Raw genomic sequence first — 23,413 nt, 5'->3', positions numbered from 1 at the left:
AGGGCGGTGGGGACACCAGGCCCCACCGCCCTTCACCGATCAATGCACCGCTACGCGTCGCCGCCCGCGGCCCCCGGGTCCGCCGCCGAGACGTCGAGCAGCTGGTAGCGGTCGATGGCCTGCTTCAGCGCCGACCGGTCGACCTTGCCCTCCTTGGCCAGCTCGGTCAGCACGCCCACCACGATCGACTGCGCGTCGATGTGGAAGTAACGGCGTGCCGCCCCGCGCGTGTCGGCGAAGCCGAAGCCGTCCGCGCCCAGCGACTGGTACGCCCCCGGCACCCACCGCGCGATCTGGTCCGGAACCGATCGCATCCAGTCGGACACGGCCACGAACGGTCCCTGAGCGCCGGTCAGCTTCCGCGTCACGTACGGCACCCGCTGCTCCTCCTCGGGGTGCAGCAGGTTGTGCTCCTCGCACGCCACGGCCTCGCGCCGCAGCTCGTTCCAGGAGGTCGCCGACCAGACGTCGGCCTTCACGTTCCACTCCTCGGCGAGGATCCTCTGCGCCTCGACCGCCCAGGGAACGGCCACACCGGACGCCATGATCTGCGCCGGGATCGACCCCGAAGTGCCCTCCGCGAAGCGGTGGATGCCCTTGACGATGCCCTCGACGTCCACGTTGTCCGGCTCGGCCGGGTGCTGGATCGGCTCGTTGTAGACGGTGAGGTAGTAGAAGACGTTCTCGCCCGCTTCGCCGTCGGCGGTCTCGCCGTACATCCGGCGCAGACCGTCCTGCACGATGTGCGCGATCTCGAAGCCGTAGGCCGGGTCGTACGCGACGCAGCCCGGGTTGGTCGAGGCGAGCAGCTGCGAGTGGCCGTCCGCGTGCTGGAGCCCTTCACCGGTCAGAGTCGTACGGCCGGCGGTCGCACCCAGCACGAAGCCGCGCGCCAACTGGTCCGACATCTGCCAGAACTGGTCGCCGGTGCGCTGGAAACCGAACATCGAGTAGAAGACGTACACCGGGATGAGCGGCTCGCCGTGCGTGGCGTACGCCGAGCCCGCGGCGATCAGCGAGGCCGTGCAGCCCGCCTCGGAGATGCCGTCGTGCAGCATCTGCCCGGTCGGCGACTCCTTGTACGCGAGCAGCAGGTCGCGGTCCACGGCCTCGTACTGCTGGCCGAGCGGGTTGTAGATCTTCGCGCTCGGGAAGAACGAGTCCATACCGAAGGTGCGGTACTCGTCCGGCGCGATCAGCACGAACCGCTTGCCGATCTCCTTGTCCCGCATGAGGTCCTTGAGGAGACGGACGAAGGCCATGGTCGTCGCGATGGACTGCTGGCCCGAGCCCTTCCTCACGGTCGCGTACGTCTTGTCGTCCGGCAGCGCGAGCGGCTGCGCGCGCACGACGCGCGTCGGGACGTAGCCGCCGAGGCCGCGCCGGCGGTCGTGCATGTACTGGATCTCCTCCGAGTCCCGGCCCGGGTGGTAGTAGGGCGGCGGGCCCGACTCCAGTTCCTGGTCGGAGATCGGCAGGTGCAGCCGGTCGCGGAAGCCCTTGAGGTCGGCGACCGTCAGCTTCTTCATCTGGTGCGTGGCGTTGCGGCCCTCGAAGTTCGGGCCCAGCGTCCAGCCCTTGATCGTCTTGGCGAGGATCACGGTCGGCTGGCCCTTGTGCTCCACGGCCGCCTGGTACGCCGCGAAGATCTTCCGGTGGTCGTGACCGCCGCGGCCCAGGTGCAGGATCTGGTCGTCGGTCATGTTCTCGACCATCGCGCGCAGCCGGTGGTCGTCGCCGAAGAAGTGGTCGCGGATGTAGGCGCCGGTCTCGGTGGCGTACGTCTGGAACTGCCCGTCCGGCGTGGTGTTCATCTTGTTGACCAGGACGCCGTCGCGGTCCTGCGCCAGCAGCGGGTCCCAGGTGCGGTCCCACACCAGCTTGATCACGTTCCAGCCGGCACCGCGGAAGATCGACTCCAGCTCCTGGATGATCTTGCCGTTGCCGCGCACCGGCCCGTCGAGCCGCTGGAGGTTGCAGTTGACGACGAAGGTGAGGTTGTCCAGGCCCTCGCGGGCGGCGATGGACAGCTGGCCGAGCGACTCGGGCTCGTCCATCTCGCCGTCACCCAGGAACGCCCACACATGCGACTTCGAGGTGTCCGCGATCTCGCGCGCGTGCATGTAGCGGTTCATCCGGGCCTGGAAGATCGCGCCGATCGGGCCGAGGCCCATCGACACGGTCGGGAACTCCCAGAAGTCCGGCATCAGCCGCGGATGGGGGTAGCTGGACAGGCCGTACGGCGCCTTCGACTTCTCCTGGCGGAAACCGTCCAGGTGCTGCTCGCTGAGCCGGTCCAGCATGTACGCGCGGGCGTAGATGCCCGGGGAGGCGTGCCCCTGGAAGAAGACCTGGTCGCCGCCGTCGCCCTCGTCCTTGCCGCGGAAGAAGTGGTTGAAGCCGACGTCGTACAGCGAGGCCGAGGAGGCGAAGGTGGCGATGTGGCCGCCGACGCCGATGCCGGGCCGCTGGGCGCGCGAGACCATCACCGCGGCGTTCCACCGGGTCGCGTTCAGGATCCGGCGCTCGATCTCCTCGTTGCCCGGGAAGAACGGCTCAGCCCTGGTCGGGATGGTGTTGACGTAGTCCGTGCTGCGCATCTCGGGCACGGCCACGCGCTTCTCGCGGGCGCGCTCGATGAGCCGGAGCATCAGGTAGCGGGCCCGCTCCCGGCCCCGCTCGTCCACGGCGGCGTCGAGGGAGTCGAGCCACTCCTGGGTCTCCTCGGGATCGAAGTCAGGAACCTGACTCGGAAGGCCGCCAATGATGATCGGATTGCGATCGGATCCGGAAGCCACGCTGTTCCTTACCTGTCAGAGGGCTGCTTTGCGAGGGTTTTCTCGGGGTTTCCATGCCTGCACCGTTCCCCATCGTGTACCTCGGCGTCGCAAACGTCATCTCTACTGTGAGGTAATCAGAGCCTGGTAGGCACGGGCGCACTCAAGGAGGGTTCCCAAACGCACAAACAGGGCACATGGGTGTGGGTTGCGTCACCTCCATCCTGGGTGGTGTGCCGTAGGTTGCGGCGACACGGCCGGTATCGTCACCGTTTCGGCGGTCCGAACGGCCGGGTACTTGCGCGATCCGTCCCGCCCGTGTGGACTACGGCCAATGCTTCGCGCACGCGCGTGGCTAGACATTCACCAAGACATGATCAGGAGGCAACCCGTGAGCGCGACCGCGGACCACGCGGAGGAGCGGACGAACCCTGCCGTCAGGCTGGGGTTCCAGCCCGAGCAGGTGGTCCAGGAGATCGGCTACGACGACGACGTAGACCAGGAACTCCGCGAGGCCATTGAGGAAGTCATCGGCACAGACCTCGTGGACGAGGAATACGACGACGTCGCCGACGCCGTTGTGCTGTGGTTCCGCGACGAGGACGGCGACCTGACCGATGTACTGGTGGATGCCATCACGTACATCGAAGAGGGCGGTTCGATCCTGCTGCTGACCCCGAAGACCGGCCGGGACGGCTACGTGGAGCCGAGCGACATCTCTGAAGCCGCGACCACGGCAGGGCTGTCCGCGTCCAAGAGCGTCAGCGTCGGCAAGGACTGGAGCGGCAGCCGGCTGGTGACGCCGAAGGCCGCGAAGTCCAAGAAGTAGCCCGCAGCGCCGGACGGGCTGGATCGCACTCGGCAGTGGCCGAGACCCCCAGCCCGTCCGAAGGCCCTCGGTGATCGCTGCGTAGGGTGTTCTCACCCGAACAGCCCACGAAGGGACATCCGAGGCGATGGCGATCCAGGTCGGCGAAAAGGCCCCCGACTTCGAGCTCAAGGACAACCACGGCGCGACCGTGAAGCTGTCCGACTTCCGCGGCAGCAAGAACGTCGTACTGCTCTTCTACCCCTTCGCCTTCACGGGCGTGTGCACCGGCGAGCTGTGCGAGCTGCGCGACCACCTGCCGCAGTTCTCCGACCGCGACACCCAGCTGCTCGCCGTCTCGAACGACTCCATCCACACCCTGCGCGTCTTCGCCGAGCAGGAGGGGCTGGACTACCCGCTGCTCAGCGACTTCTGGCCGCACGGCGAGGTCTCCCGCGCGTACGGCGTATTCGCCGAGGACAAGGGCTGCGCGGTGCGCGGCACCTTCGTCATCGACAAGGAGGGCCTCGTGCGCTGGACCGTCGTCAACGCCCTCCCGGACGCACGTGACCTGAACGAGTACGTCAAGGCGCTCGACACCCTGTGATTCTTCGGCTCCATGCCATGCGTGGTGCGGGAACCCGTCACTAGGATCGGATCGTTGATCCGACATCGAACGCACGGCGGGGCTCCCAGCCCCTGGACACCAATGGAGGACTCGTGGGAGTCAGCCTCAGCAAGGGCGGCAACGTATCGCTGACCAAGGAAGCCCCGGGCATGACCGCGGTCATCGTCGGTCTGGGGTGGGACATCCGCACCACCACCGGCACCGACTTCGACCTGGACGCCAGCGCACTGCTGCTGGACGCGTCCGGGAAGGTCGCCAGCGACGCGCACTTCATCTTCTTCAACAACCTCAAGAGCCCGGACGGCTCGGTCGAGCACACCGGTGACAACCTCACCGGTGAGGGCGAGGGCGACGACGAGCAGATCAAGGTCAACCTCGCCACTGTCCCGGCCGATGTCGACAAGATCGTCTTCCCGGTGTCGATCTATGACGCCGAGAACCGCCAGCAGTCCTTCGGCCAGGTCCGCAACGCGTTCATCCGCGTCGTGAACCAGGCGGGCGGCGCCGAGATCGCCCGGTACGACCTGTCCGAGGACGCCTCCACCGAGACCGCCATGGTCTTCGGCGAGCTCTACCGCAACGGCCCCGAGTGGAAGTTCCGCGCCATCGGCCAGGGCTACGCCTCGGGCCTGCGCGGCATCGCCCAGGACTTCGGCGTCAACGTCTGACCGGCCCTCGGGTCTCAACGTCCGGTGCCGCACCGTTTGCGTGCGGCGCCGGACGTGCAGGACAGCAGAGAAGGAACATCTCGGGGAGGGACCAGCAACATGGGCGTCACGCTCGCCAAGGGAGGCAATGTCTCCCTGTCCAAGGCCGCACCCAACCTCACCCAGGTGATGGTCGGGCTCGGCTGGGACGCGCGCTCCACCACCGGCGCGCCCTTCGACCTCGATGCCAGCGCGCTGATGTGCAACAACGGGCGGGTGCTGGGCGACGAGTACTTCATCTTCTACAACCAGCTCAAGAGCATGGACGGCTCGGTCGAGCACACCGGTGACAACCTCACCGGTGAGGGCGAGGGCGACGACGAGTCGATCCTGGTCGACCTCTCCAAGGTGCCGCCGCAGTGCGACAAGATCGTCTTCCCGGTGTCGATCCATGACGCCGACAACCGGGGCCAGACCTTCGGCCAGGTCAGCAACGCCTTCATCCGCGTGGTCAACCAGGCGGACGGCCAGGAACTCGCCCGCTACGACCTCAGCGAGGACGCCTCCACCGAGACAGCGATGATCTTCGGCGAGCTCTACCGTTACCAGGGCGAATGGAAGTTCCGGGCCGTGGGGCAGGGGTACGCGTCGGGCCTGCGGGGCATCGCTCTAGACTTCGGAGTCAACGTTTCGTAAAGCCGAGTACGGCGAGGTAGTGACCCGTACTTACAGGATTGGGTAGCCAGTGGTTCTGAAAACCTTCGGCTGGTCGTTCGCGGTCACCGCGGTCGGCCTCGTCGCGGCGGTCTTCTACGGGGGGTGGACCGGCTTCGGTATCGTGGCGATCCTCTCCGTCCTCGAGATCTCGCTGTCCTTCGACAACGCAGTGGTCAACGCCGGAATCCTGAAGAAGATGAGTGCCTTCTGGCAGAAGATCTTCCTCACCGTCGGCGTTCTCATCGCCGTCTTCGGCATGCGGCTGGTCTTCCCCGTCGTCATCGTCGCCGTCAGCGCCTCGATGGGGCCCATCGAAGCCGTCGACCTCGCTCTCACCGACAAGGACCGCTACCAGCAGCTGGTGACCGACGCGCACCCGTCGATCGCCGCCTTCGGTGGCATGTTCCTGCTCATGATCTTCCTCGACTTCATCTTCGAGGACCGTGACATCAAGTGGCTGGGCTGGCTGGAGCGGCCGCTCGCCAAGCTCGGCAAGGTCGACATGCTGTCGGTCTGCATCGCCCTGATCGTGCTGCTCATCTCCGCGATGACCTTCGCCACCCACGCCCACCAGCACGGCGGCGCGCATGCCGACAAGGGGGAGACCGTCCTCCTCGCCGGCATCGCGGGCCTGATCACCTACATGATCGTGGGTGGCCTCTCGGGCTACTTCGAGGACCGGCTCGAAGAGGAGGAGGAGCGCGAACACGAGCAGGAGGAAGCAGCCGAACGGCAGGGCAAGCCACGCTCGGCGGTCGTCCTGGCCGGCAAGGCCGCGTTCTTCATGTTCCTCTACCTTGAGGTCCTGGACGCGTCGTTCTCCTTCGACGGCGTGATCGGCGCCTTCGCCATCACCAACGACATCGTCCTGATGGCGCTGGGTCTGGGCATCGGCGCGATGTACGTCCGGTCGTTGACCGTGTACCTGGTCCGCCAGGGCACCCTCGACGACTACGTCTACCTGGAGCACGGCGCGCACTACGCGATCGGCGCCCTCGCCGTGATCCTTCTGGTCACCATCCAGTACCAGATCAGCGAGCTCATCACCGGTTTCATCGGTGTGTTCCTGATCGGATGGTCCTTCTGGTCCTCCGTGCGCCGCAACAAGGCACTGGCAGCGGCCGAGGGAAAAGCGGGCTCGGACGACAAGACTGAGGTCTCGTCCGGGGTGTGACACCCCTCGGGGTGAGGAACGCTCTGTGCGGGGCGGCGTCGAGGCGACTCCTCGGTGCCGCCCCGCCGGTCTTTGACGTGAAGGTGGGGCGGGAATGGGTTTCTTCGACGGGCTCCGGCGCGGGCGCGAGTCCGAGTTCGACTCGGGCAACGCGGCGACCAATTCCATCGAGCTGACCAAAAGGCACAGCCAGGTGTCCCTCACCAAGCAGGGCGCCGCCACCGGGCACCTGCGCGTCAACCTGGCCTGGCGGATGCGGACGTCCGACCTCGGCGGCTCGCAGCGGGAGAGTCTGCTGCGGCACCCCTTCAGGGCGCTCAGGCCGCCGGAGGTCCTCGGGCACAGCCAGAGCATGGTCAACGTCGACCTCGACCTGGGGTGCCTGTACGAGCTCCAGGACGGCACGAAGGGGGTTGTGCAGCCGCTCGGGGGCTACCTCGGGGAGATCAACGGGGCGCCGTACGTGAAGCTCAGCGGGGACGACCGCTTCGGGTCGGCGTCCGGCGAGACGATGTACGTCAACCTCGACCACCGGGACGAGATAAAGCGGCTGCTGGTGTTCGTGTACATCTACGACCAGACACCGGCGTTCGACCGTACCCACGCGATCGTCACGCTGTATCCGAGCAACGGTCCGCGGATCGAGATAGGCCTCGACGAGCGCCATCCACAGGCCCGGTCGTGTGCGGTGGTGCTGATCGAGAACGTGAAGGGGGAGCTGGTGGTCCGGCGTGAGGTGAAGTTCGTCTACGGATTCCAGGCGGAGCTGGACCGGTTGTACGGGTGGGGGTTGCAGTGGGGGCGGGGCTATAAGGCGAAGGCTGAGCGGTGATGGTCGCCCAGCAGCTCGGGGTCTTGTGTTGAGTGGCGCGTGCGAGCTCGCCGGGCTGGTCGCGCCCACGCGGCGGAGCCGCATACCGATGCGGCCCCGCCCCTGGGGGCGTTGCCCTAGCGCCCGATGAACTGGGGGCCCTGGGGCGGCAGCCGGAACTCATGGGCAGCGACCGCCGTCACCGGTTGTGGATAGCCGTACGCCGGCTGGACCGTGGCGGCGGGCTGCAGGGGGTAGCCGTAGGCCGGCTGGGTCGGGACCATCGTGGACTGTTCCGGGGGCAGCGGCTGGGAGACTTCCGGTGCCGACTGGGCCACGGGCTCGTCGGGCGTCTCCTGCTGGTCCGACTCGTCCACCGCGATGCCGAAGTCGGTGGCGAGGCCCTGGAGGCCGTTGGAATAGCCCTCGCCCAGGGCGCGGAACTTCCAGCCCTCCCCGCGGCGGTACAGCTCGCCGCAGATCAGCGCGGTCTCCTCGCCGGTCTCCGGCTTGATGTCGAAGTGGGCCAGCGGCTCGCCGTCGGCCTCGGTGGCGTCGTACAGCAGGATGCGCAGGCCCTGTACGCGGTCGAAGGTGACGTCGTCCGCGGAAGCGACCAGCAGAATCCGGCTGACATCGGACTCGACACCGGCCAGATCTGTCTGGATCGTATCCGTGGGGCCCTCGGCGACGCGTTTCTTGCCGAGCAGCCAGACCTTTCCGGAGGGATGGCGGGGCTGGTTGTAGAAGACGAAGTCCTCGTCGGATCGCACACGACCGTCGGGGCCGAGGAGCAGCGCCGACGCGTCGACGACCGGGCTCCCCTGCCCGGGCGCCCAGCGCAGCACGGCGCGTACCGTGGTGGCTTCGAGCGGGACGTTCGACCCCTTCAGCATCGCGTGCGTCATGCGGTCATCCTGCCCTCTCGGTCCTGCTCACGACAACGCGGGGTCGCAGATCCATGGGGGCGGCTGTGTTTGGCTGTGCGTGTTCGCGTTACCTGAAATTCATGCCGTGCGGGAACCTATGACATGGATCCCTACGTACTATTACCGGCCACCTGTGGACAGCCCGCAGGAGTCCATCAGCGTCCACGGGGGAGTTCTATGCGTCATTTCGGGCACATCGCCCCTGAGGTGCGGCAGCGCCTCTTCCACCAGGAGCCGTGCGAGTTCGGCGCGGACTCCTCGGCCCGGCTGCTCTCCGTGGCCCTGGGTGCCACGCTCTACAGTCCGGCCACCCGGCCTCGGCTCGCCGACGACATCGTCAAGCAGACCGGACGCGGCGTGGTCTCGATGGTGCTGTGCCTGGAGGACTCGATCGGCGACGAGGACGTCGCGGACGCCGAGGAGAACCTCGTACGACAGTTCACCGACCTCGCCGCACACGACGGCATGGACCTGCCGCTGCTGTTCATCCGGGTCCGCACGGCCGAGCAGATCCCCGACCTCGTACGACGTCTGGGCCCCGCCGCCCGGCTGCTGTCCGGGTTCGTGCTGCCGAAGTTCACCGAGGAGCGCGGCATCCCGTTCCTGGAGGCGCTGGCGACCGCCGAGACGGCGAGCGGGCGGCGGCTCTTCGCGATGCCCGTCCTCGAGTCGCCCGAGCTGCTGTACCGGGAGTCGCGGGTGGAGACCCTGGAGGGCATCTCCCGCGCGGTCGACAAGTACCGCGAGCGCGTCCTGGCGCTGCGCCTGGGCGTCACCGACTTCTGCTCCTCGTACGGCCTGCGCAGAGCGCCCGACATGACCGCCTACGACGTCCAGGTCGTCGCCTCCGTGATCGCCGACGTGGTGAACATGATGGGCCGGGCCGACGGCACCGGATTCACGGTGACCGGGCCGGTGTGGGAGTACTTCCGCGTCCAGGAGCGCATGTTCAAGCCGCAGCTGCGCCGCAGCCCCTTCCTGGAGGGCCAGGCCGAGGAGCTGCGCGAGGCGCTCATCGAGCACGCCATGGACGGTCTGCTGCGCGAGATCACCCTCGACCAGGCCAACGGCCTGCAGGGCAAGACCTGCATCCACCCCTCCCACGTGCTGCCCGTGCACGCACTCTCCGTGGTCAGCCACGAGGAGTTCAGTGACGCTCAGGACATCCTGCGCCCCGAACGCGGTGGCGGCGGTGTGCTGAAGTCGGCGTACACGAACAAAATGAATGAAGTGAAGCCGCATCGCGCCTGGGCCGAGCGGACCCTGCTGCGCGCCGAGGTGTTCGGTGTGGCGAACGAGGACATCGGCTTCGTCGAGCTGCTTGCGGCCGGAATCCCCGAGTGACATCGCTTAACAACAAGGGACGCATGAACCACGCAGTGAACAACGCCGTCTGGTCCGGCAGCTGGGTCGCCGAGCGACTCGGTGTCGAACTGGTGGGCGACGACGAGCTGACCGACCTGCTGGGACTGGCACTGCGCCGCAACCCCAAGCGGGCGCACCTGCTGGTGTCGAACGTGCTCGGCAAGCACGTCCCGCAGTCGCCGTCCGTCGTCTACGGGCACGGCTTCGCCCTCGGCCGCCGCGTCCGCGACCTGCTCGGCACCGACGAGGCCCGCCGCGCGGTCGTCCTCGGCTACGCGGAGACCGCCACAGGCCTCGGCCACTCGGTCGCCGACGGCCTGGGCCTCGCCCCCTACCTGCACTCCACCCGCCGCCCCGTCCAGGGCCTTGCCCCGGCCGGCGGCTTCGAGGAGTCCCACTCGCACGCCACCTCCCACCTGCTGCTGCCGGAGGACCCGGCGCTGTTGGTCGGTAACGGGCCGCTGGTCCTGGTCGACGACGAGTTCTCCACCGGGAACACGGTCCTCAACACCATCCGCGACCTGCACGAACGCTATCCGCGCGGACGGTATGTGGTGGTCGCCCTCGTCGACATGCGCTCGGCGGCAGACGCCGGCCGTCTGGAGGAATTCGCACGGGAGATCGGCGCCCGGGTGGACCTGGTGGCGGCTGCCTCGGGGACCGTACGGCTCCCGGAAGGGGTGCTGGAGAAGGGGCAGGAGCTGGTGACCCGGCACGAGGCGGCGGCCGGTGCCGCGCCCGAGCCGTCGGCTGCGCATGGTGCCGCGCGCGAGCCGTGGGCTACGCATGGTGCCGCGCCCGAGCCTCCCGGGCGCGGGAGCGTGTCCGAGCCGTCCGCACATGCGACCGCTGACGCGTCCGAGTCGGCCGCCACCGCCTCGCGGTCGTACGGCCGCATCGCCCGCGTCGACCTGCGCTGGCCCCGGGGAGTGCCCGACGGCGGGCGGCACGGGTTCACTCCGCAGCACCGAATACGTCTGGAGGGCGCGCTGCCCGCCATGGCCGCCCGGCTGGCCGAGGCGCTGCCCGCGACGGCCCGGCGCGTACTCGTCCTCGGCTTCGAGGAGCTGATGTACGCGCCGCTGCGGCTGGCCCGCGAGCTGGAGCAGGTCGCGGACGCCGAGGTGCGCTACTCCACCACCACCCGCTCACCCGTCCTCGCGGTCGACGACCCCGGCTACGCCATCCGCAGCCGCCTCGTCTTCCCCGCCCACGACGACCCGGCCGACGGCCCCGGCGAGCGCTACGCCTACAACGTGGCGGGCGGCGGCTTCGACACCGTCATAGCCGTCGTCGACTCGGCCGCCGACACCCCCGAACTGCACGCACCCGACGGCCTCTTGCACCGGCTGGCCGCCCACACCCCGCACGTGGTCCTCGCGGTCGTCCCCTCGTACGTCCCCGAGCCTCTGTATGTCCCTGAAAGGCCCGCCATGCTGCCCGAGCCCCTCCGTGGCCCCGCCTTCTCCTCGTACCCGCCCGAGGAGGTCGGCTGGCTGCTCCAGGACCTCTCGGACGTGACGCTGGAGGCGCCGACCGAGGAGCGCGAGGAGGCCATCCAGAGCGGCGGCGCACACTACGCCGAGTCGCTGCCGGTGGAGTACCAGCCCAGCGAGCAGTACCAGGAGCTGTTCCACACGGCGCTGGAGGCGTCCGCGGGGCGGCTGGCGCTGGCGGTGGGCGCGGTCACCGAGCTCGTGCTCGCCGAGCGGTCGCCCCGGCCGGTACTCGTCTCGCTCGCCCGCGCGGGCACGCCGATCGGTGTGCTGATGCGCCGCTGGGCCCAGTACCGGCACGACCTCGAGCTGCCGCACTACGCCGTGTCCATCGTGCGCGGCCGCGGCATCGACGCCAACGCGCTGCGCTGGCTGGCCGCCCACCACGACCCGGCCGACGTCGTCTTCGTCGACGGCTGGACCGGCAAGGGCGCCATCACCCGCGAACTCGCCGACGCCGTCAAGGAGTTCGAGGCGGGCGGCGGCGCGGCCGGCTTCGACCCGGAGATCGCGGTGCTCGCCGACCCGGGCTCGTGCGTGCGGACGTACGGCACCCGCGAGGACTTCCTGATCCCGTCCGCGTGCCTCAACTCCACTGTGTCCGGCCTCATTTCGCGAACCGTCCTGCGCGCCGACCTCGTCGGCCCGAACGACTTCCACGGCGCGAAGTTCTACCGCGAACTCGCCGGCGCCGACGTGTCGGTGGCCTTCCTGGACGCGGTCGCCGCCCGCTTCCCCGAGGTCGTGGACGCCGTGGACGCGCAGGCCAAGGAGCTGCTGTCCGGCGACCGCGCCCCGACCTGGGAGGGCTGGGCGGCCGTCGAGCGGATCAGCGAGGAGTACGGCATCCACGACGTGAACCTCGTCAAGCCCGGCGTCGGCGAGACCACCCGGGTGCTGCTGCGCCGGGTGCCCTGGAAGATCCTCGCGCGGGCCGGGGCGGGCGCCGACCTCGACCATGTGCGTCTGCTGGCCGAACAGAGAGGTGTCCCGGTGGAAGAGGTCGCCGAACTTCCATACACCTGCGTGGGGTTGATCCACCCCAAGTACACGCGGGGCGCGACGGGTGCCGACGGCAGGGCGGTGACGGTCTGATGCCGGTGCTGGTGGCGAGTGACCTCGACCGTACGCTCATCTACTCCGCGGCGGCCCTCGCGCTGACCATGCCGGACGCGCGGGCGCCCCGGCTGCTGTGCGTCGAGGTGCACGAGAGCAAGCCGCTGTCGTACATGACGGAGACATCGGCCGCCCTGCTCGCCGAGCTCGGGGACGCGGCGCTCTTCGTCCCGACGACGACCCGGACCCGCAAGCAGTACCAGCGCATCAACCTGCCCGGCCCGCCGCCCACTTACGCGATCTGCGCCAACGGCGGGCACCTCCTGGTGGACGGCGTCTCCGACCCCGACTGGCACGCGCGGGTCACGGCCCGGCTGGCCGACGAGTGCGCGCCGCTCGACGAGGTGCGCGAGCACCTGATGACGACGGCCGACCCGCTCTGGGTACGCAAGCACCGCATCGCCGAGGACCTCTTCGCGTACCTCGTCGTCGAGCGCGAACTGCTCCCCGAGGAATGGGTGAAGGAGCTCGCCGTCTGGGCGGAGAACCGCGGCTGGACGGTCTCCCTCCAGGGCCGCAAGATCTACGCCGTCCCGAAGCCGCTCACCAAGAGCGCGGCCATGCGCGAGGTCGCCCGCCGCACCGGCGCCGAACTCACCCTCGCCGCCGGCGACTCCCTCCTCGACGCCGACCTGCTCCTGGCGGCGGACCGGGGCTGGCGCCCGGGCCACGGCGAGCTGGCCGACGCCGGCTGGAGCGCCCCGATGATCAGCGCGCTGCCGGAGCGGGGCGTGCTGGCCGGGGAGCGGATCCTGCGGGAGTTTCTGCGGGGGGCGCGGCAAGGGGCGGTCTGAGGGGCCTGAAGGGCCTGAGCGGGGGACGGGGCGCGGCTGGGAGCCTTGAGGCCACGAGTTGGCGCTCACGTCCCGGGCCTGCCTGCGGCGGCCCTGCCCCGGTGGTCCTGACTCTGGCCGCCGGGGCAGCCGTACACCGCTGAATGCGGTCAGCCGCAGTAGCCGTACGCGGTCAGCCGCAGCAGCCCCCACCGCAGCAACCGCCCCCGCCACCGCCGCCCGACCGGGGTGCCGGGGCGGGCGAGGCGGCCGAGCCGCCGACCGCCACTGTCGACAGGAGCTTCACCGTGTCGTCGTGGCCCGCGGGGCAGTCGGCGGGGGCGGAGGACTCCGCCATCGGACGGCTCAGTTCGAAGGTGTCGCCGCAGGTGCGGCAGCGGTACTCGTAGCGAGGCATGCGCACAGGTTAACCGGCGTCCACCCGATGTCGCAGGGACGAGTTACCGGCGTCCACCCGACGTCGCAGGGCGAGTCAGTGCCCGGACCCGCGCTCGTCCCTGATCTGGCTCACGACCCGCGCCACCGACTGCCGCACCGCCTCCGTCTCGGTGAGGAAGTGCCAGTAGTCGGGGTGGCGGCCCTCCAGCGTGCCGATCGCGTGGTCGAGGCGGGCGACCGCGTCGTCCAGGGGACGCGCGTGGCGAGGGTCGGGGGTGTGGCGGCCGGCCATGGCCAGGCGCTGGGCGTCGCGGATGGAGAAACGGGTGCGGTCGATCTCATGCTGCGGATCCTTCTGCACGGCGTTCAGCCGGCGCAGCCGGTCCCCGGCGGCGGAGACGGACTCGTCGGTCGTGTTCAGCAGCGCCCGGACCGTCGACAGCAGGGCGGTCGCGTCCGGCCACCGCTGCTCGTCGCGGGCGGCACGGGCCTCGCGCAGCTTCAGCTCGGCCTGCGCCACGTTCTCCGCCGCATGGTCCGGCACGTGCTGCAGATCCTGCCAGCAGGCGGCCACGAAGCGCCGCCGCAGCTCGCTCAGGACCGGGTCGACCTGCCCGGCGCGAGTGGTGAGGGCCTGGGCACGGGTACGCAGGGAGACCAGCCGGTGGTCGATCTCCGCGGCCAGCTCCGGCAGCCGCTCGGCTTCGACCCGGACCGACTCGGCCTCCCGCGCCACGCGTTCGGCGCGCTCCAGGGTCTGTGGGACGCCGTGCGCCCCGGCGCCCTGGTTCAGCTTGGTCAGCTCGGGCCCGAGGGCGGCGAGCCGGGCGGCCAGGTCGTCCGCCTTCAGCCCCGATTCCCGTACGGCGTCGAGCGCGTTGGACGCGGCCAGCAGGCCCTGTCGGGCGCGCTCGACGGAGGGGGCGAGGCGGGCCAGCTGGGTCTCGGCCTTGCCGAGCAGCGGCCCGAGGCCGGCCGTGAACCGGTCCAGGTCCTGCTTGACCCGGCCCAGTTCGTCCTTGGCCTGGCCGAGTGCGGTGCGGGCCTGCGCGGCCGCCGAGGCCTCCAGGTCGTCCCGGTCGAGGTCGTGCGCGTCGACGGCGTTGATGTACTGGAAGCTGGCCTCGTCGATGCGGGCGCTGATCGCCTGGAAGTCGGCGACCGCGCGTCGGGCGGCGGGGGAGTCGTCGACGGCCGTGATGGTCTCTATCGAGATCCGCAGGTCCCGCTGGGCGGTGTCCAGCTCGTAGAACGCGGCCGCGGCGGCGTCCTTCGCGGCCTGCGCCTCCGCCCGCTGGCTCTCCGCCCGCCCGCCGAACCAGCGCCGGGTGCCGCTGCCCCCGCCGCTCGCGAAGGCGGTGGGCAGGGCGAGCGCGACCACGAGGGGCAGTCCGAGCAGGGCGAGGGTGTCCCGCAGCCCGTGACGCACAGGGTGGCGTGCGCGCGGCACCAACGGCGAGTACGGCTGCGAAGGTGTCGCCGTCACATCCCTCTCCCGTGCTGTGATTCGTCCTGGCCCGCTGTCATTCTCCCACCGGTAGAGGACGAACACACGGGCCGGTCAGTTCGCCGTGCGGACCGTTACTTTGCCGTCGCCGGTCTGCGCGGACACCACATGGGAGCTGGACTCGTCCCGCGGCACCGATATGTCCTCCGCGCCGTCGCCCGTCCTGCTCGTCACCCGGTAGGTGGCGTCGGGCAGCGCGATCGTCACGGACCCGTCGCCGGTGCGGGACTCCACCAGGTCCGGTACGGCGCCCAGTTCGAGGTGGACCGAGCCGTCACCGGTCTGGGCGCGCACCTCGCGGGAGGACACCTCGGCGCGCACCGAGCCGTCGCCCGTACGCAGCTCCAGCGGGCCGCTGGAATCGGTGACGCGCACGGAGCCGTCGCCGGTACGGATGTTCAGCGCGTCCTCGAAGCCCCGCGCGCGCACGCTGCCGTCCCCGTCCACGACGTTCACCGTGATACCCCGCGGCACCTCGATCCGGTGCTTGGCCGCGCAGTCGGCGACGACGCCCGTGCACTTCAGCCGCAGCTTCAGCCGGTCGTCCTTCATGGACCAGGTCACCTGGGGGTCCTTGCCGAGGGCGACCGTGCCCTGGAACCAGCGGGTGACCTCGACCGTGCCCGCCTTGTGCGCGTCGGCGGCGACGATCTCCAGCGCGGAGTCGTCGGAGTCGATCGTGAGAGTGTCGCCCCGCAGGGCGAAGGACCGCTGGTCGGGATCCTTGTCGTCCCCCGCGGAGGCGCCGCAGGCGGTGGCACCGGCGACGAGCGCCGCGACGGCACCGGCCACGGCGAGGGCACGGACGGGAACGGTACGGGCCATGACGATCTCCCCCTGGGACGAGCGCCGAAGCCGCTGCTCCGACACTCTTCGACCGTACGGATCCGGGGCCCGCGCGGGCATCCGGGCCGCTCCCGGATTCCGGGTGGGGATAACCCCCGGAGGTGGCCCCTACACAGATCGCTGCACAGGTCCGTATGAAGATCCCCGCACCGATACGGTTTGCGGGACAGTGCCTCGGGCAATGTAGGCTGTCGACTCGTCTCGGGTGCGTAGCTCAGGGGTAGAGCGCCTGCCTTACAAGCAGGATGTCGGCGGTTCGAAACCGTCCGCGCCCACACCAGCATGAGACCCCGGCCGATCCTGGCCGGGGTCTGCTTCTGTTCAGAACCTCTCTTCCACCGGCTTCCCTGGGCCCGCCGGACCCTCGTGCGCGTGCTTCAGCCTCATACGGGCATCCACCCGCTCCGCCGCCGCGACCTCCGCCCAGAAGCGGTGGCCGCTCACGAAGACCGCGAGTTCGTGCTCCCGTCGGCGGAGCTTCTCCACCGTGGCCTGTTCGTCGGCCGTCCAGCCGGGGGATGCGGGGCGCTCCACCTTGCGCCAGCCGCCCGAGTCACTGAAGCCGTCCAAGGGCTCGACCGACCAAGGAAGCCGCTTGAGCAGGGCCGACAGCTCGGCCCGGACCTGATGCAGCTCCTCCTGACCGGCAAGGAGGTCACTCGGAAAGTCATAGGTCGTAGCCACGGCGCAATGGTACGCCTGTTCGATTTTGGGTGGCGAGCTCCTTGGGGTGGTTCATGCGAACGAGTGTGTGCTCACTGTCCTGCGACATCGAAGTTTGATCAGCACGGAGTGCTGGTGGTCAGGGGTGGCGGTGAGGGAGCTCGCGGATGTGTGCGCGCATCCGGACCGGGCGGGGCCGGGTGGTGGATGTCCGGGCAAGGGCAAGCTCCGCGGCAGGCAGGGAGAAGGTCACCGGGGCGGCGAGAACCGGCCGCCCCGGTGTGTTCGCTCAGCCGGTGGCGGCGTACACGAACAGGTTGTACTTCCAGCCGTCCACCTGCTTCAGGGCGAGGGCCGCCGAGCCGTTGACCAGGACCGGGGCGATGCCGGGGCTGGTCGGGGCGTCCTCGCCCGTGCGGGCGTCCAGGGTGACCGGGCCGTTCTCCGTCTCGCCGTAGACCCGGCCGTGCCAGGCCGAGGTGACCTCGGGGGCGATGCGGTCGCTCTGCGCGTCGGGGAGCTTCCAGAGGACCTTGCCGCTGGTGGCGTCCAGGCCGTAGGCGACCGGCTCGTCCGTCTGCGTGCTCTCGCCGTGGCAGACGATGGTGCTCTTCTCGTCGTAACCGCAGGTGGACTCGCCGAGTTCGGCGGGCAGTCGGTGCTTGGTGGCGCCGGTGGCGGGGTCGACGAGGAGGAGGGTCTGCTCGTCGGTCTTGAAGTCCTTGGCGCGGGCGACGGCGTAGTGCGGGCCCGCCGTGGTCACGTCCGGGTCGATGTTCTCCGCACCCTGCCAGAGGCGCTTGCCCGTGGCGGCGTCGTAGCCGAGGGCTCGCCCTTCGCCGGTCCGGTTCCCGCCCGAGCCGACCGCGGTGCCGTCGGCGATCCCCGCGGCGGCGAACCCGTCCTGGGACCAGACCTGGCGGTGGGAGACCAGGTCGATCCCGTACGTGGCGGCGTTGTCGTAGGAGTCGTGGGCCGTGACGACCCCGATGTTCCCGTCGGCGCCGACGGCGTGGACGGTCAGGGCGGTGAGCGTGTCGTCGCCCCACTCCGGCAGTCGCAGGGTCATCCGCCACAGCACCTTGGCGGTGTCCGCGTCGCTGACGGCCATCTCGACCGCCTGGTGGGCGGCCTGCGTTCCCGTGCCGGCCTGCCGGACCAGGAACGGGGTCAGCAGAGTCGACTTGTCGCCGGTGGTCACCAGGGCGGGCGGCCCGGCGTCGTGCGTGATGCCGGTGCCCTCGACCGCTGCCGTGCCCTCGGGCTCGATGGTCGCCGTGATGTCCCCGGTGGCGGTGTCGACCGCCTGCACGTGATCGAACGCGGCGGCGTAGGCGGTGCCCCCGTGCAGGGTCACCGGGAGGCTCCTGATGACCCTGTGCTGGAGGTCTGTGCGGTTGTCGGTCAGCCCCTCGGGCATCGGAGCGCCGGTCGTGTCGAACTTCGCCGGCGGGTCGTACACGGGCCGGGACGCGGCGGCCGACTTGCTCGCGGCCGCCGCCGACGGAGTGTCGTCGGCGGCGGCCTTGGAGTCGTCGCCCGAGCCGCAGGCCGTCAGCGTGCCGCCGACGACCGCGGCGGCCGCGAGCAGCAATCCCCTTGAGCGCAGGGATATATGGGAGTTTCGCATTGGTGTCCCCCGTTCACTTCATTCCCAACGGCGATCACCTTAGTGCGTCCCGCCGACACCGGCCGCGACACGAGGCGGGGGCGCGTCAGTGCCCGGCGTCCCTCAACTCACGTACCAGACGGGCCGTTACGGGCACCGTCACCCCGTGGCGCTCGGCCGCGCGCAGCAACGCCCCGCCGATCGCGTCCAGTTCGAGGGGGCGGCCCGCCTCGGCGTCGCGCTGCATCGACGACTTCATCCCGGTCGGGAAGCTGTCGTAGCGGGCGAGTGCCTGGGCCGGGTCCGCCGGTCCGCCGCAGGCGGCGCTGACCTTGGCGGTCTCCTCCACCAGGGCCGTCAACTCCTCGCGGTACTTGGTGCGTACCTCACCCAGCGGGAGCGCGTGACGGGTGGTCAGCAGCGCGAAGGGTGCGAGGAACGACATCTTCGCCCAGAGCGCTGCCGACTCGTCCGGCAGTACGCGGGTGGTCGGGCCGGCGGACGTGAGTGCCTGGGCCAGTGTGTCGAGGCGCTCACGCGGGACGCCTTCGCCGGTGAGGTCGATCTCGGCGAAGGGGCTGCCGTGCTCGATCACGCCCGGTGCCACACGCGTCGACTCCACGCGGATGACGGCGGGGGCCACGCGGTCGGGGCGGTAGCGGGCGCGAAGGGTCGCGGGGTGTTCGACGCCGTTCAGGATCGGTACGACCAGACCGTCGCCGAGGGCGGTGGGCGGGACGCGGTCGAGGGCGGCGTCGAGGGCTGTGTGCTTGACCGCGACCAGGCAGACGTCGACCGGCTCGCGCAGCGTCGTGTCCGCCTCGACGGTGGCTGTGAAGTCGCCGAACCTCTCGCTGCGGACGCGGATTCCGGCCGTACGGAGGGTCTGTGCCGTGTCCTGGCCGGCCAGGCAGATCACGCGGTGGCCGGCGCGGGACAGGAGGGCGGCGAGCAGGCCGCCGGTGCCGCCGGGGCCCAGAACGGCCACGGTCGGTTTTTCATACGCCATGATGCGGGGTTCCTCTCATCGGTCGGCCCCGGGGACGGTGGCCGCCTCGGAGTGATCATCGCAGGCGGCACGTTCGCGGTGGGCGTGGTGGGTGGAATCGGGCGGAGGCCCGGCGGTATTCCCCGGCGGGGGCCAGACTGGAGGTATGTGCCGCAGTATCAAGACGCTTCGTCCGCCCGTGCTGCCCGAGGAGGCGACGGAGGAGGAGATCCGCGCCGCCGCCCTGCAGTACGTCCGCAAGGTCTCCGGGTTCCGCGCCCCCGCCGCGCACAACCGGGAGGTGTTCGACCGGGCCGTGGAGGTGATCGCCGAGGCCACGGCGGAGTTGTTGGCCGGGTTGGAGGTGCGGGGGGCCGCTGCGCAGAGGGCTGGGTAGGGCGGGGCGGCGTTCCGTGTGGGGGCCTGCGTTGCTGTCGGAGGTTGGATGCGCAGCCGGCGCTTCGGGATGCCGGCCGCTCCGGGCGTGCGCGCCGGGGTTGGTGCGGGCGGGTGGCTGCGCAGCCCGGCGCTGCGGGGTGCCGCTGCGCCCACCCGTGCCGCCCCGGCGGCACGACTGCCCCGCAGCTGCGTGTGGCGGCACGACTGCCCGCAGCTGCGGCTGCGGTAGCCAGGGGGGTGCGTGCAGGCCGGCGGTGTCAGTCGTCGTCGCTACGGTGCCGGTGCCGGCTGGCGGCGCATGACGAATGCCGCGGCTGCACCCGCTCCGAACAGCGCCAGTGCCGACACTCCCGTTGCGAGCCAGGTGGTACCGAGCCATTGGGCGCCGTAGTAGCCGAGGGCGACGCTGTAGGCGGCCCAGGAGAGGCCGGCGAGGGCGGACCAGGGGAGGAAGTCGCGGACGCGGCGGTGGGCGGCGCCGGCGCCGAGGGAGACGACGGAGCGGCCGGCCGGGGCGAAGCGGGCGAGGACGACCAGGGTGCCGCCGCCGCGGGCGAGGGCGGCGCCGAGACGTTCCTGCGCGCCGGTCAGCCGGCGGGAGCGGGCGATCGCGCGGTCCAGGCGGGCCCCGCCGCGCCAGGCCAGGCGGTAGGCCACGAGGTCGCCCAGTACGGACGCGGTCGTGGCGCAGAAGATGAGGGCGAGGATGTCGGGCACCTCGTGCGGCGAGACCTGGCCGGTCGCCGCGCCGGCCGCCGCGGTGGCGGCCGTGATGACGAGGACGCCGCTCGGCAGGACCGGCAGGAACACGTCCAGGAGGACGGATGCGGCGATCACCGCGTAGATCCATGGGCCGCCGGTCAGCAGCCCCACACTCTCCATGCTTTCCAGCACCGCGAACTCCCCGTGATCCCCCGTCATAACAGCCATACAGCGTACGCCTGGGGGCTGACAGGACATTCACCGGGGGCTCGTGTGTTCGGCACGGCATGTTCACCCGGCTGCCGCTCTCCGGGGCCGGTCCGGGCTGGTGTCCGGTAGCGACGGAAACGGCGCCCGTTCCCGCGTGAGCCACGCGGGAACGGGCGCCGTCGTGCACCGAGCCGCCGAAGATCAGGCCGCCACCGGCGTCTGCTCCGTGGCCGGGTTCTCCGCCGCCGTGGAGCGCCTGGTCAGCAGCCGGTCCAGGCCGAAGGCGCCGGAACCGGTGAAGACCAGCAGCAGGAAGGCCCAGCAGAACATCGCCGCGCCCTCGCCGCTGTTCTCCATGGGCCACAGGGCATTGGGCTGGTGGACCTTGAAGTAGGCGTAGGCCATCGCGCCCGAGGAGACGAACGCGGCGGCCCGCGTGCCCAGGCCGAGCAGGACGAGCGAGCCGCCGACGAGTTCGATCACGGCCGCGTACCAGTTGGGCCAGGCGCCGGTCTCGACCGTGCCGCCGCTGCCGTCGGCGCCGCCGAGGACGCCGAAGAGCGAGGAGGCGCCGTGGCAGGCGAAGAGCAGGCCGACGACGATGCGGAACAGACCGAGGGCGTATGGCTGGGCGCTGTTGAGACGTGCGGTCATGTGGGGGACTCCTTCGGTCGGGCCGGTCCGGTGGGGAAGGACCGGTCTGGGGGACAGAACCGAGTGAGTGGCCCAGGCTAGGTGCGCCTAATCAATGCTTGCAAGTTCAACATTTGGCCACTGGTTTACCTCCGTTTGGCCTTCCGTTTCGGCCGCAGCCGCACGTAGAGCCGCTCTCGCCACCGCATCCGCGTCCGAAAGCGTGACCGAATCCACACCCGGGCGGGCGCCCGCCGCGGTCACCCAGTGCACGCCCTCCGTGGGCACCCCGAAGGCCAACCGCCTTGCGTGCGGCCGACCTTGACGGTCGATCAGACGGTGCGGCCGCTGTGTCACGTCCAGCCCCCCGGTCTCGTAACCGTCCACGATGTGGGGCCGGCACTGTCCGGTCTTCAGCAGCCGGGCCAGCAGGTCGTCGGCCGTGCGTCGCAGATCCGGTTCCGGTAGCCGCGCCTCTATGAGGGTCGTCACACGTACCGCGGACCCCGGCACCTCCGGGGAGCACGCCACCCACGCCCCGTCCTCCTCGCGCACCTCCAGGCGCGGCCCGAGCACCTCCACCACGCCCGCCTCCACCAGCGCGGCCAGCTCCTCGATGCGGCGCCGGGGCGGGCCGATGGACAGGAAGGCGTTGAGCGGGGTGTACCAGCGGTCCAGGTGGTCCCGGCGGGAGGCGCCCGCGAGCCCGCCGTGGTCGACGATCTGGCGCAGCTCGTTGCGTATGTCGCGCAGCACGTCCTGGGCGGCCTTCAGCGGGCCGGAGACATTGCCGAGGGCGGCCTGGTCGGCGTCCTCGCGGAGGTGGGCGAGCAGCCAGTCCCGCCAGCCGCCGGGGTCGGGGAAGGACCGTCCCGCGTACGGGCGGGACATCCGGTCCCAGGACCAGCGGTCGGCCCGCGCGACCCCGAACTCCTCGAGTACAGCGGCCTCTTGATGGCTGCCGTGCGCGGTGGCCAGGAAACGGTCCCTGAAGTCCGGGGCCGGGGACTGAGAGGCCCCGCCCTCCGAGGGCCCGCCCTCCGTGGTCGCGAACTCCGTCGCCGCGAACGCCGTGATGCCGAACTCCATGGCCCCGACCAGCGCTTCGTAGTAGACCGTCTCCACCTCCTTCGCCACCAGCGGCCATATCTCCGCGAGGAAGTCCGGCGCCTCACCGGAGTCGGCGCGCTTGCGGAAACGGGCGATCACGTCGTCGGTGAGGACGAGCGGGAGATGGCGGCCGTAGGGACCCTTCGCGTTGTCGCCGCGGGCCTGGTACGGGACACCGCGCCGCGAACCGGCGTACAGGCGCGGCTCGCGGCCGGAGGGTATGTACCGCAGGCCGCGACGGCCGGGTACGAAGCGCCCGCCGCGGCCGCTCGTCAACAGGGCCGTGTGGTCGAAGAAGTTGAGGCCCAGACCGCGCAACAGCACCGGTTCGCCGGGGGAGACGGGGGACAGGTCGACGTCGGCCGGGTTGGCGGGCGGTATGTGGCGCAGGCCGTGCTGCTCGGCGTACGCCGCGAGCCGCCGTACGGTCGTGTCCGCGACCACCGGCAGATGGCCCTGCGCCAGGACGACGGCGGACAGGCCGGACAGGGTGCGGCCGTCTTCGAGGGTGAGGACCTGGAGGCCGTCGGGAGCGTCGTCGAGGCGTACCGCGCGCGCCGCGTGCGTCTCCACGCGCACCCCGGGCGGTGCCTCGCGCACCGTCCGCGCGAACACCCACTCCAGGTACCGGCCGTACTGGGCCCGGGTCGGATACGCGTCGGGCCCGAGCGCGCCGCCCGCCCACTCGTGCAGGCTCGGGCCCGGCCGGATCGGTCCCGAGCAGTCCACGCTCTCGTCGGTGAACAGGGTCACCTGCGAGGACACCGTGTTCATCAGCAGCTCGGGCGACTGCGTGGTCCGCCAGACCCGGCCGGGGCCGGGCGGCGCCGGATCGACGACATGGACCGTCAATTGGGCGCCTGGCGCGAGGAGTTCCGGCGCCGAGGCGCAGAGGCGTTCCAGAACGCTGGTGCCGCGTGGTCCGGCGCCGACCAGGGCGACGGAGACGGGCGTGTGGTCCTCGGTCGGTGCGGACAAGAGGGGGACTCCCGGGCGTGTGGGGCGCTAGGTCGCGACCACTGGAAGCGGACGGTCCGCCTCATCATGCCGTCGGGAACCGAGGGGGCCGAGACCAGGGTGCACAGACTGTGGGATGCATCACGAGC

The 23,413-nt window shown here is 70.6% G+C and carries 22 protein-coding genes and 1 tRNA gene; 12 read left to right on the top strand and 11 right to left on the bottom strand.

Translation table 11 applies throughout. The features are described 5' to 3' along the window. Positions 1 to 50: 50 nt before the first annotated feature. Positions 51 to 2,798: a pyruvate dehydrogenase (acetyl-transferring), homodimeric type gene (gene aceE / locus ACFYO2_RS03635; protein WP_388343444.1), complete on the bottom strand. Its 2,748-nt coding sequence runs from the start codon at positions 2,796 to 2,798 to the stop codon at positions 51 to 53. A 370-nt stretch (positions 2,799 to 3,168) separates the two neighbouring features. Between aceE and ACFYO2_RS03630 the strand changes: the two genes are divergently transcribed. From ACFYO2_RS03630 to ACFYO2_RS03605, 6 genes are all read left to right on the top strand, one after another. Beyond that, complete coding sequence (locus tag ACFYO2_RS03630) at positions 3,169 to 3,606, top strand: DUF3052 domain-containing protein (RefSeq protein WP_217240558.1); 438 nt, start codon at positions 3,169 to 3,171, stop codon at positions 3,604 to 3,606. Positions 3,607 to 3,733: 127 nt separating this feature from the next. Further along, entirely contained in the window at positions 3,734 to 4,192 is a 459-nt protein-coding gene (locus ACFYO2_RS03625) for a peroxiredoxin (protein WP_388343441.1), read from the top strand. A 113-nt stretch (positions 4,193 to 4,305) separates the two neighbouring features. Beyond that, on the top strand, positions 4,306 to 4,881 hold the full coding sequence (locus tag ACFYO2_RS03620) for a calcium homeostasis/redox stress adaptation protein (protein ID WP_388343438.1): 576 nt from the start codon (positions 4,306 to 4,308) through the stop codon (positions 4,879 to 4,881). Positions 4,882 to 4,980: 99 nt separating this feature from the next. After that, positions 4,981 to 5,556 carry a TerD family protein gene (locus ACFYO2_RS03615; protein WP_388343436.1) on the top strand — a complete coding sequence of 192 codons (576 nt, stop codon included), beginning with the start codon at positions 4,981 to 4,983 and terminating at the stop codon, positions 5,554 to 5,556. A 49-nt stretch (positions 5,557 to 5,605) separates the two neighbouring features. Next, positions 5,606 to 6,751: a DUF475 domain-containing protein gene (locus tag ACFYO2_RS03610; RefSeq protein ID WP_388343434.1), complete on the top strand. Its 1,146-nt coding sequence runs from the start codon at positions 5,606 to 5,608 to the stop codon at positions 6,749 to 6,751. A gap of 94 nt (positions 6,752 to 6,845) precedes the next feature. After that, positions 6,846 to 7,583: a Tellurium resistance gene (locus ACFYO2_RS03605; RefSeq protein ID WP_388343432.1), complete on the top strand. Its 738-nt coding sequence runs from the start codon at positions 6,846 to 6,848 to the stop codon at positions 7,581 to 7,583. 116 nt (positions 7,584 to 7,699) lie between these two features. Here ACFYO2_RS03605 and ACFYO2_RS03600 read toward each other — a convergent pair whose 3' ends face one another. After that, the gene (locus ACFYO2_RS03600; RefSeq protein ID WP_388343429.1) at positions 7,700 to 8,470 is read right to left on the bottom strand and encodes a TerD family protein; all 771 of its coding nucleotides are present in this window, start codon (positions 8,468 to 8,470) and stop codon (positions 7,700 to 7,702) included. Positions 8,471 to 8,668: 198 nt separating this feature from the next. Between ACFYO2_RS03600 and ACFYO2_RS03595 the strand changes: the two genes are divergently transcribed. The 3 genes from ACFYO2_RS03595 to ACFYO2_RS03585 are packed head-to-tail and all read left to right on the top strand — an operon-like array spanning position 8,669 to position 13,262. Then, entirely contained in the window at positions 8,669 to 9,835 is a 1,167-nt protein-coding gene (locus ACFYO2_RS03595) for an HpcH/HpaI aldolase/citrate lyase family protein (RefSeq protein ID WP_388343426.1), read from the top strand. Between the two features lie 23 nt (positions 9,836 to 9,858). Next, entirely contained in the window at positions 9,859 to 12,447 is a 2,589-nt protein-coding gene (locus tag ACFYO2_RS03590) for a phosphoribosyltransferase (protein WP_388343424.1), read from the top strand. Next, a complete protein-coding gene (locus ACFYO2_RS03585) occupies positions 12,447 to 13,262 on the top strand; it encodes an HAD family hydrolase (RefSeq protein ID WP_388343422.1) in 816 nt (271 codons plus the stop codon). The genes ACFYO2_RS03590 and ACFYO2_RS03585 overlap by 1 nt, the downstream gene beginning before the upstream one ends. 172 nt (positions 13,263 to 13,434) lie before the next feature. Here the strand turns inward: ACFYO2_RS03585 and ACFYO2_RS03580 are convergent, their stop codons facing one another. The 3 genes from ACFYO2_RS03580 to ACFYO2_RS03570 all read right to left on the bottom strand — a co-directional run bounded on the left by ACFYO2_RS03580 (position 13,435) and on the right by ACFYO2_RS03570 (position 15,972). After that, a complete protein-coding gene (locus ACFYO2_RS03580; protein ID WP_388343419.1) occupies positions 13,435 to 13,659 on the bottom strand; it encodes a zinc ribbon domain-containing protein in 225 nt (74 codons plus the stop codon). Positions 13,660 to 13,734: 75 nt separating this feature from the next. Continuing rightward, a complete protein-coding gene (locus tag ACFYO2_RS03575; protein WP_388343418.1) occupies positions 13,735 to 15,126 on the bottom strand; it encodes a hypothetical protein in 1,392 nt (463 codons plus the stop codon). A 75-nt stretch (positions 15,127 to 15,201) separates the two neighbouring features. After that, complete coding sequence (locus tag ACFYO2_RS03570) at positions 15,202 to 15,972, bottom strand: DUF4097 family beta strand repeat-containing protein (protein WP_388343415.1); 771 nt, start codon at positions 15,970 to 15,972, stop codon at positions 15,202 to 15,204. A gap of 224 nt (positions 15,973 to 16,196) precedes the next feature. On the opposite strand from ACFYO2_RS03570, the gene ACFYO2_RS03565 reads away from it, so the two are divergent. Continuing rightward, a tRNA-Val gene (locus tag ACFYO2_RS03565) sits at positions 16,197 to 16,268 on the top strand. A 46-nt stretch (positions 16,269 to 16,314) separates the two neighbouring features. On the opposite strand, the gene ACFYO2_RS03560 is transcribed toward ACFYO2_RS03565, so the two are convergent. The 3 genes from ACFYO2_RS03560 to ACFYO2_RS03550 form a co-directional block, all read right to left on the bottom strand. Beyond that, positions 16,315 to 16,677, bottom strand: coding sequence for a hypothetical protein (locus ACFYO2_RS03560; RefSeq protein ID WP_388343413.1), 363 nt, complete (start codon positions 16,675 to 16,677; stop codon positions 16,315 to 16,317). A gap of 268 nt (positions 16,678 to 16,945) precedes the next feature. Then, positions 16,946 to 18,286 carry a PQQ-binding-like beta-propeller repeat protein gene (locus tag ACFYO2_RS03555; RefSeq protein WP_388343410.1) on the bottom strand — a complete coding sequence of 447 codons (1,341 nt, stop codon included), beginning with the start codon at positions 18,284 to 18,286 and terminating at the stop codon, positions 16,946 to 16,948. 85 nt (positions 18,287 to 18,371) lie between these two features. Continuing rightward, positions 18,372 to 19,274, bottom strand: a complete 903-nt coding sequence (locus tag ACFYO2_RS03550; RefSeq protein WP_388343407.1) for a ketopantoate reductase family protein — start codon at positions 19,272 to 19,274, stop codon at positions 18,372 to 18,374. 145 nt (positions 19,275 to 19,419) lie between these two features. On the opposite strand from ACFYO2_RS03550, the gene ACFYO2_RS03545 reads away from it, so the two are divergent. Both ACFYO2_RS03545 and ACFYO2_RS03540 read left to right on the top strand, forming a co-directional pair. Beyond that, a complete protein-coding gene (locus ACFYO2_RS03545; protein ID WP_388343405.1) occupies positions 19,420 to 19,650 on the top strand; it encodes a DUF2277 domain-containing protein in 231 nt (76 codons plus the stop codon). Positions 19,651 to 19,698: 48 nt separating this feature from the next. Beyond that, positions 19,699 to 19,881, top strand: coding sequence for a hypothetical protein (locus tag ACFYO2_RS03540; RefSeq protein ID WP_388343402.1), 183 nt, complete (start codon positions 19,699 to 19,701; stop codon positions 19,879 to 19,881). A 41-nt stretch (positions 19,882 to 19,922) separates the two neighbouring features. Here the strand turns inward: ACFYO2_RS03540 and ACFYO2_RS03535 are convergent, their stop codons facing one another. The 3 genes from ACFYO2_RS03535 to ACFYO2_RS03525 form a co-directional block, all read right to left on the bottom strand. Next, a complete protein-coding gene (locus ACFYO2_RS03535; protein WP_388343979.1) occupies positions 19,923 to 20,534 on the bottom strand; it encodes a DedA family protein in 612 nt (203 codons plus the stop codon). 231 nt (positions 20,535 to 20,765) lie between these two features. Further along, complete coding sequence (locus tag ACFYO2_RS03530; protein WP_388343399.1) at positions 20,766 to 21,218, bottom strand: DoxX family protein; 453 nt, start codon at positions 21,216 to 21,218, stop codon at positions 20,766 to 20,768. Positions 21,219 to 21,305: 87 nt separating this feature from the next. Continuing rightward, the gene (locus tag ACFYO2_RS03525; RefSeq protein ID WP_388343396.1) at positions 21,306 to 23,285 is read right to left on the bottom strand and encodes an FAD/NAD(P)-binding protein; all 1,980 of its coding nucleotides are present in this window, start codon (positions 23,283 to 23,285) and stop codon (positions 21,306 to 21,308) included. Positions 23,286 to 23,413 lie beyond the last annotated feature (128 nt).

The sequence above is a fragment of the Streptomyces sp. NPDC006602 genome, assembly GCF_042870385.1.
Classification (GTDB): Bacteria; Actinomycetota; Actinomycetes; order Streptomycetales; family Streptomycetaceae; genus Streptomyces.
Note: the sequence above shows the minus strand (reverse complement) of the source record. Positions and strands in the feature narration are given on the sequence as shown.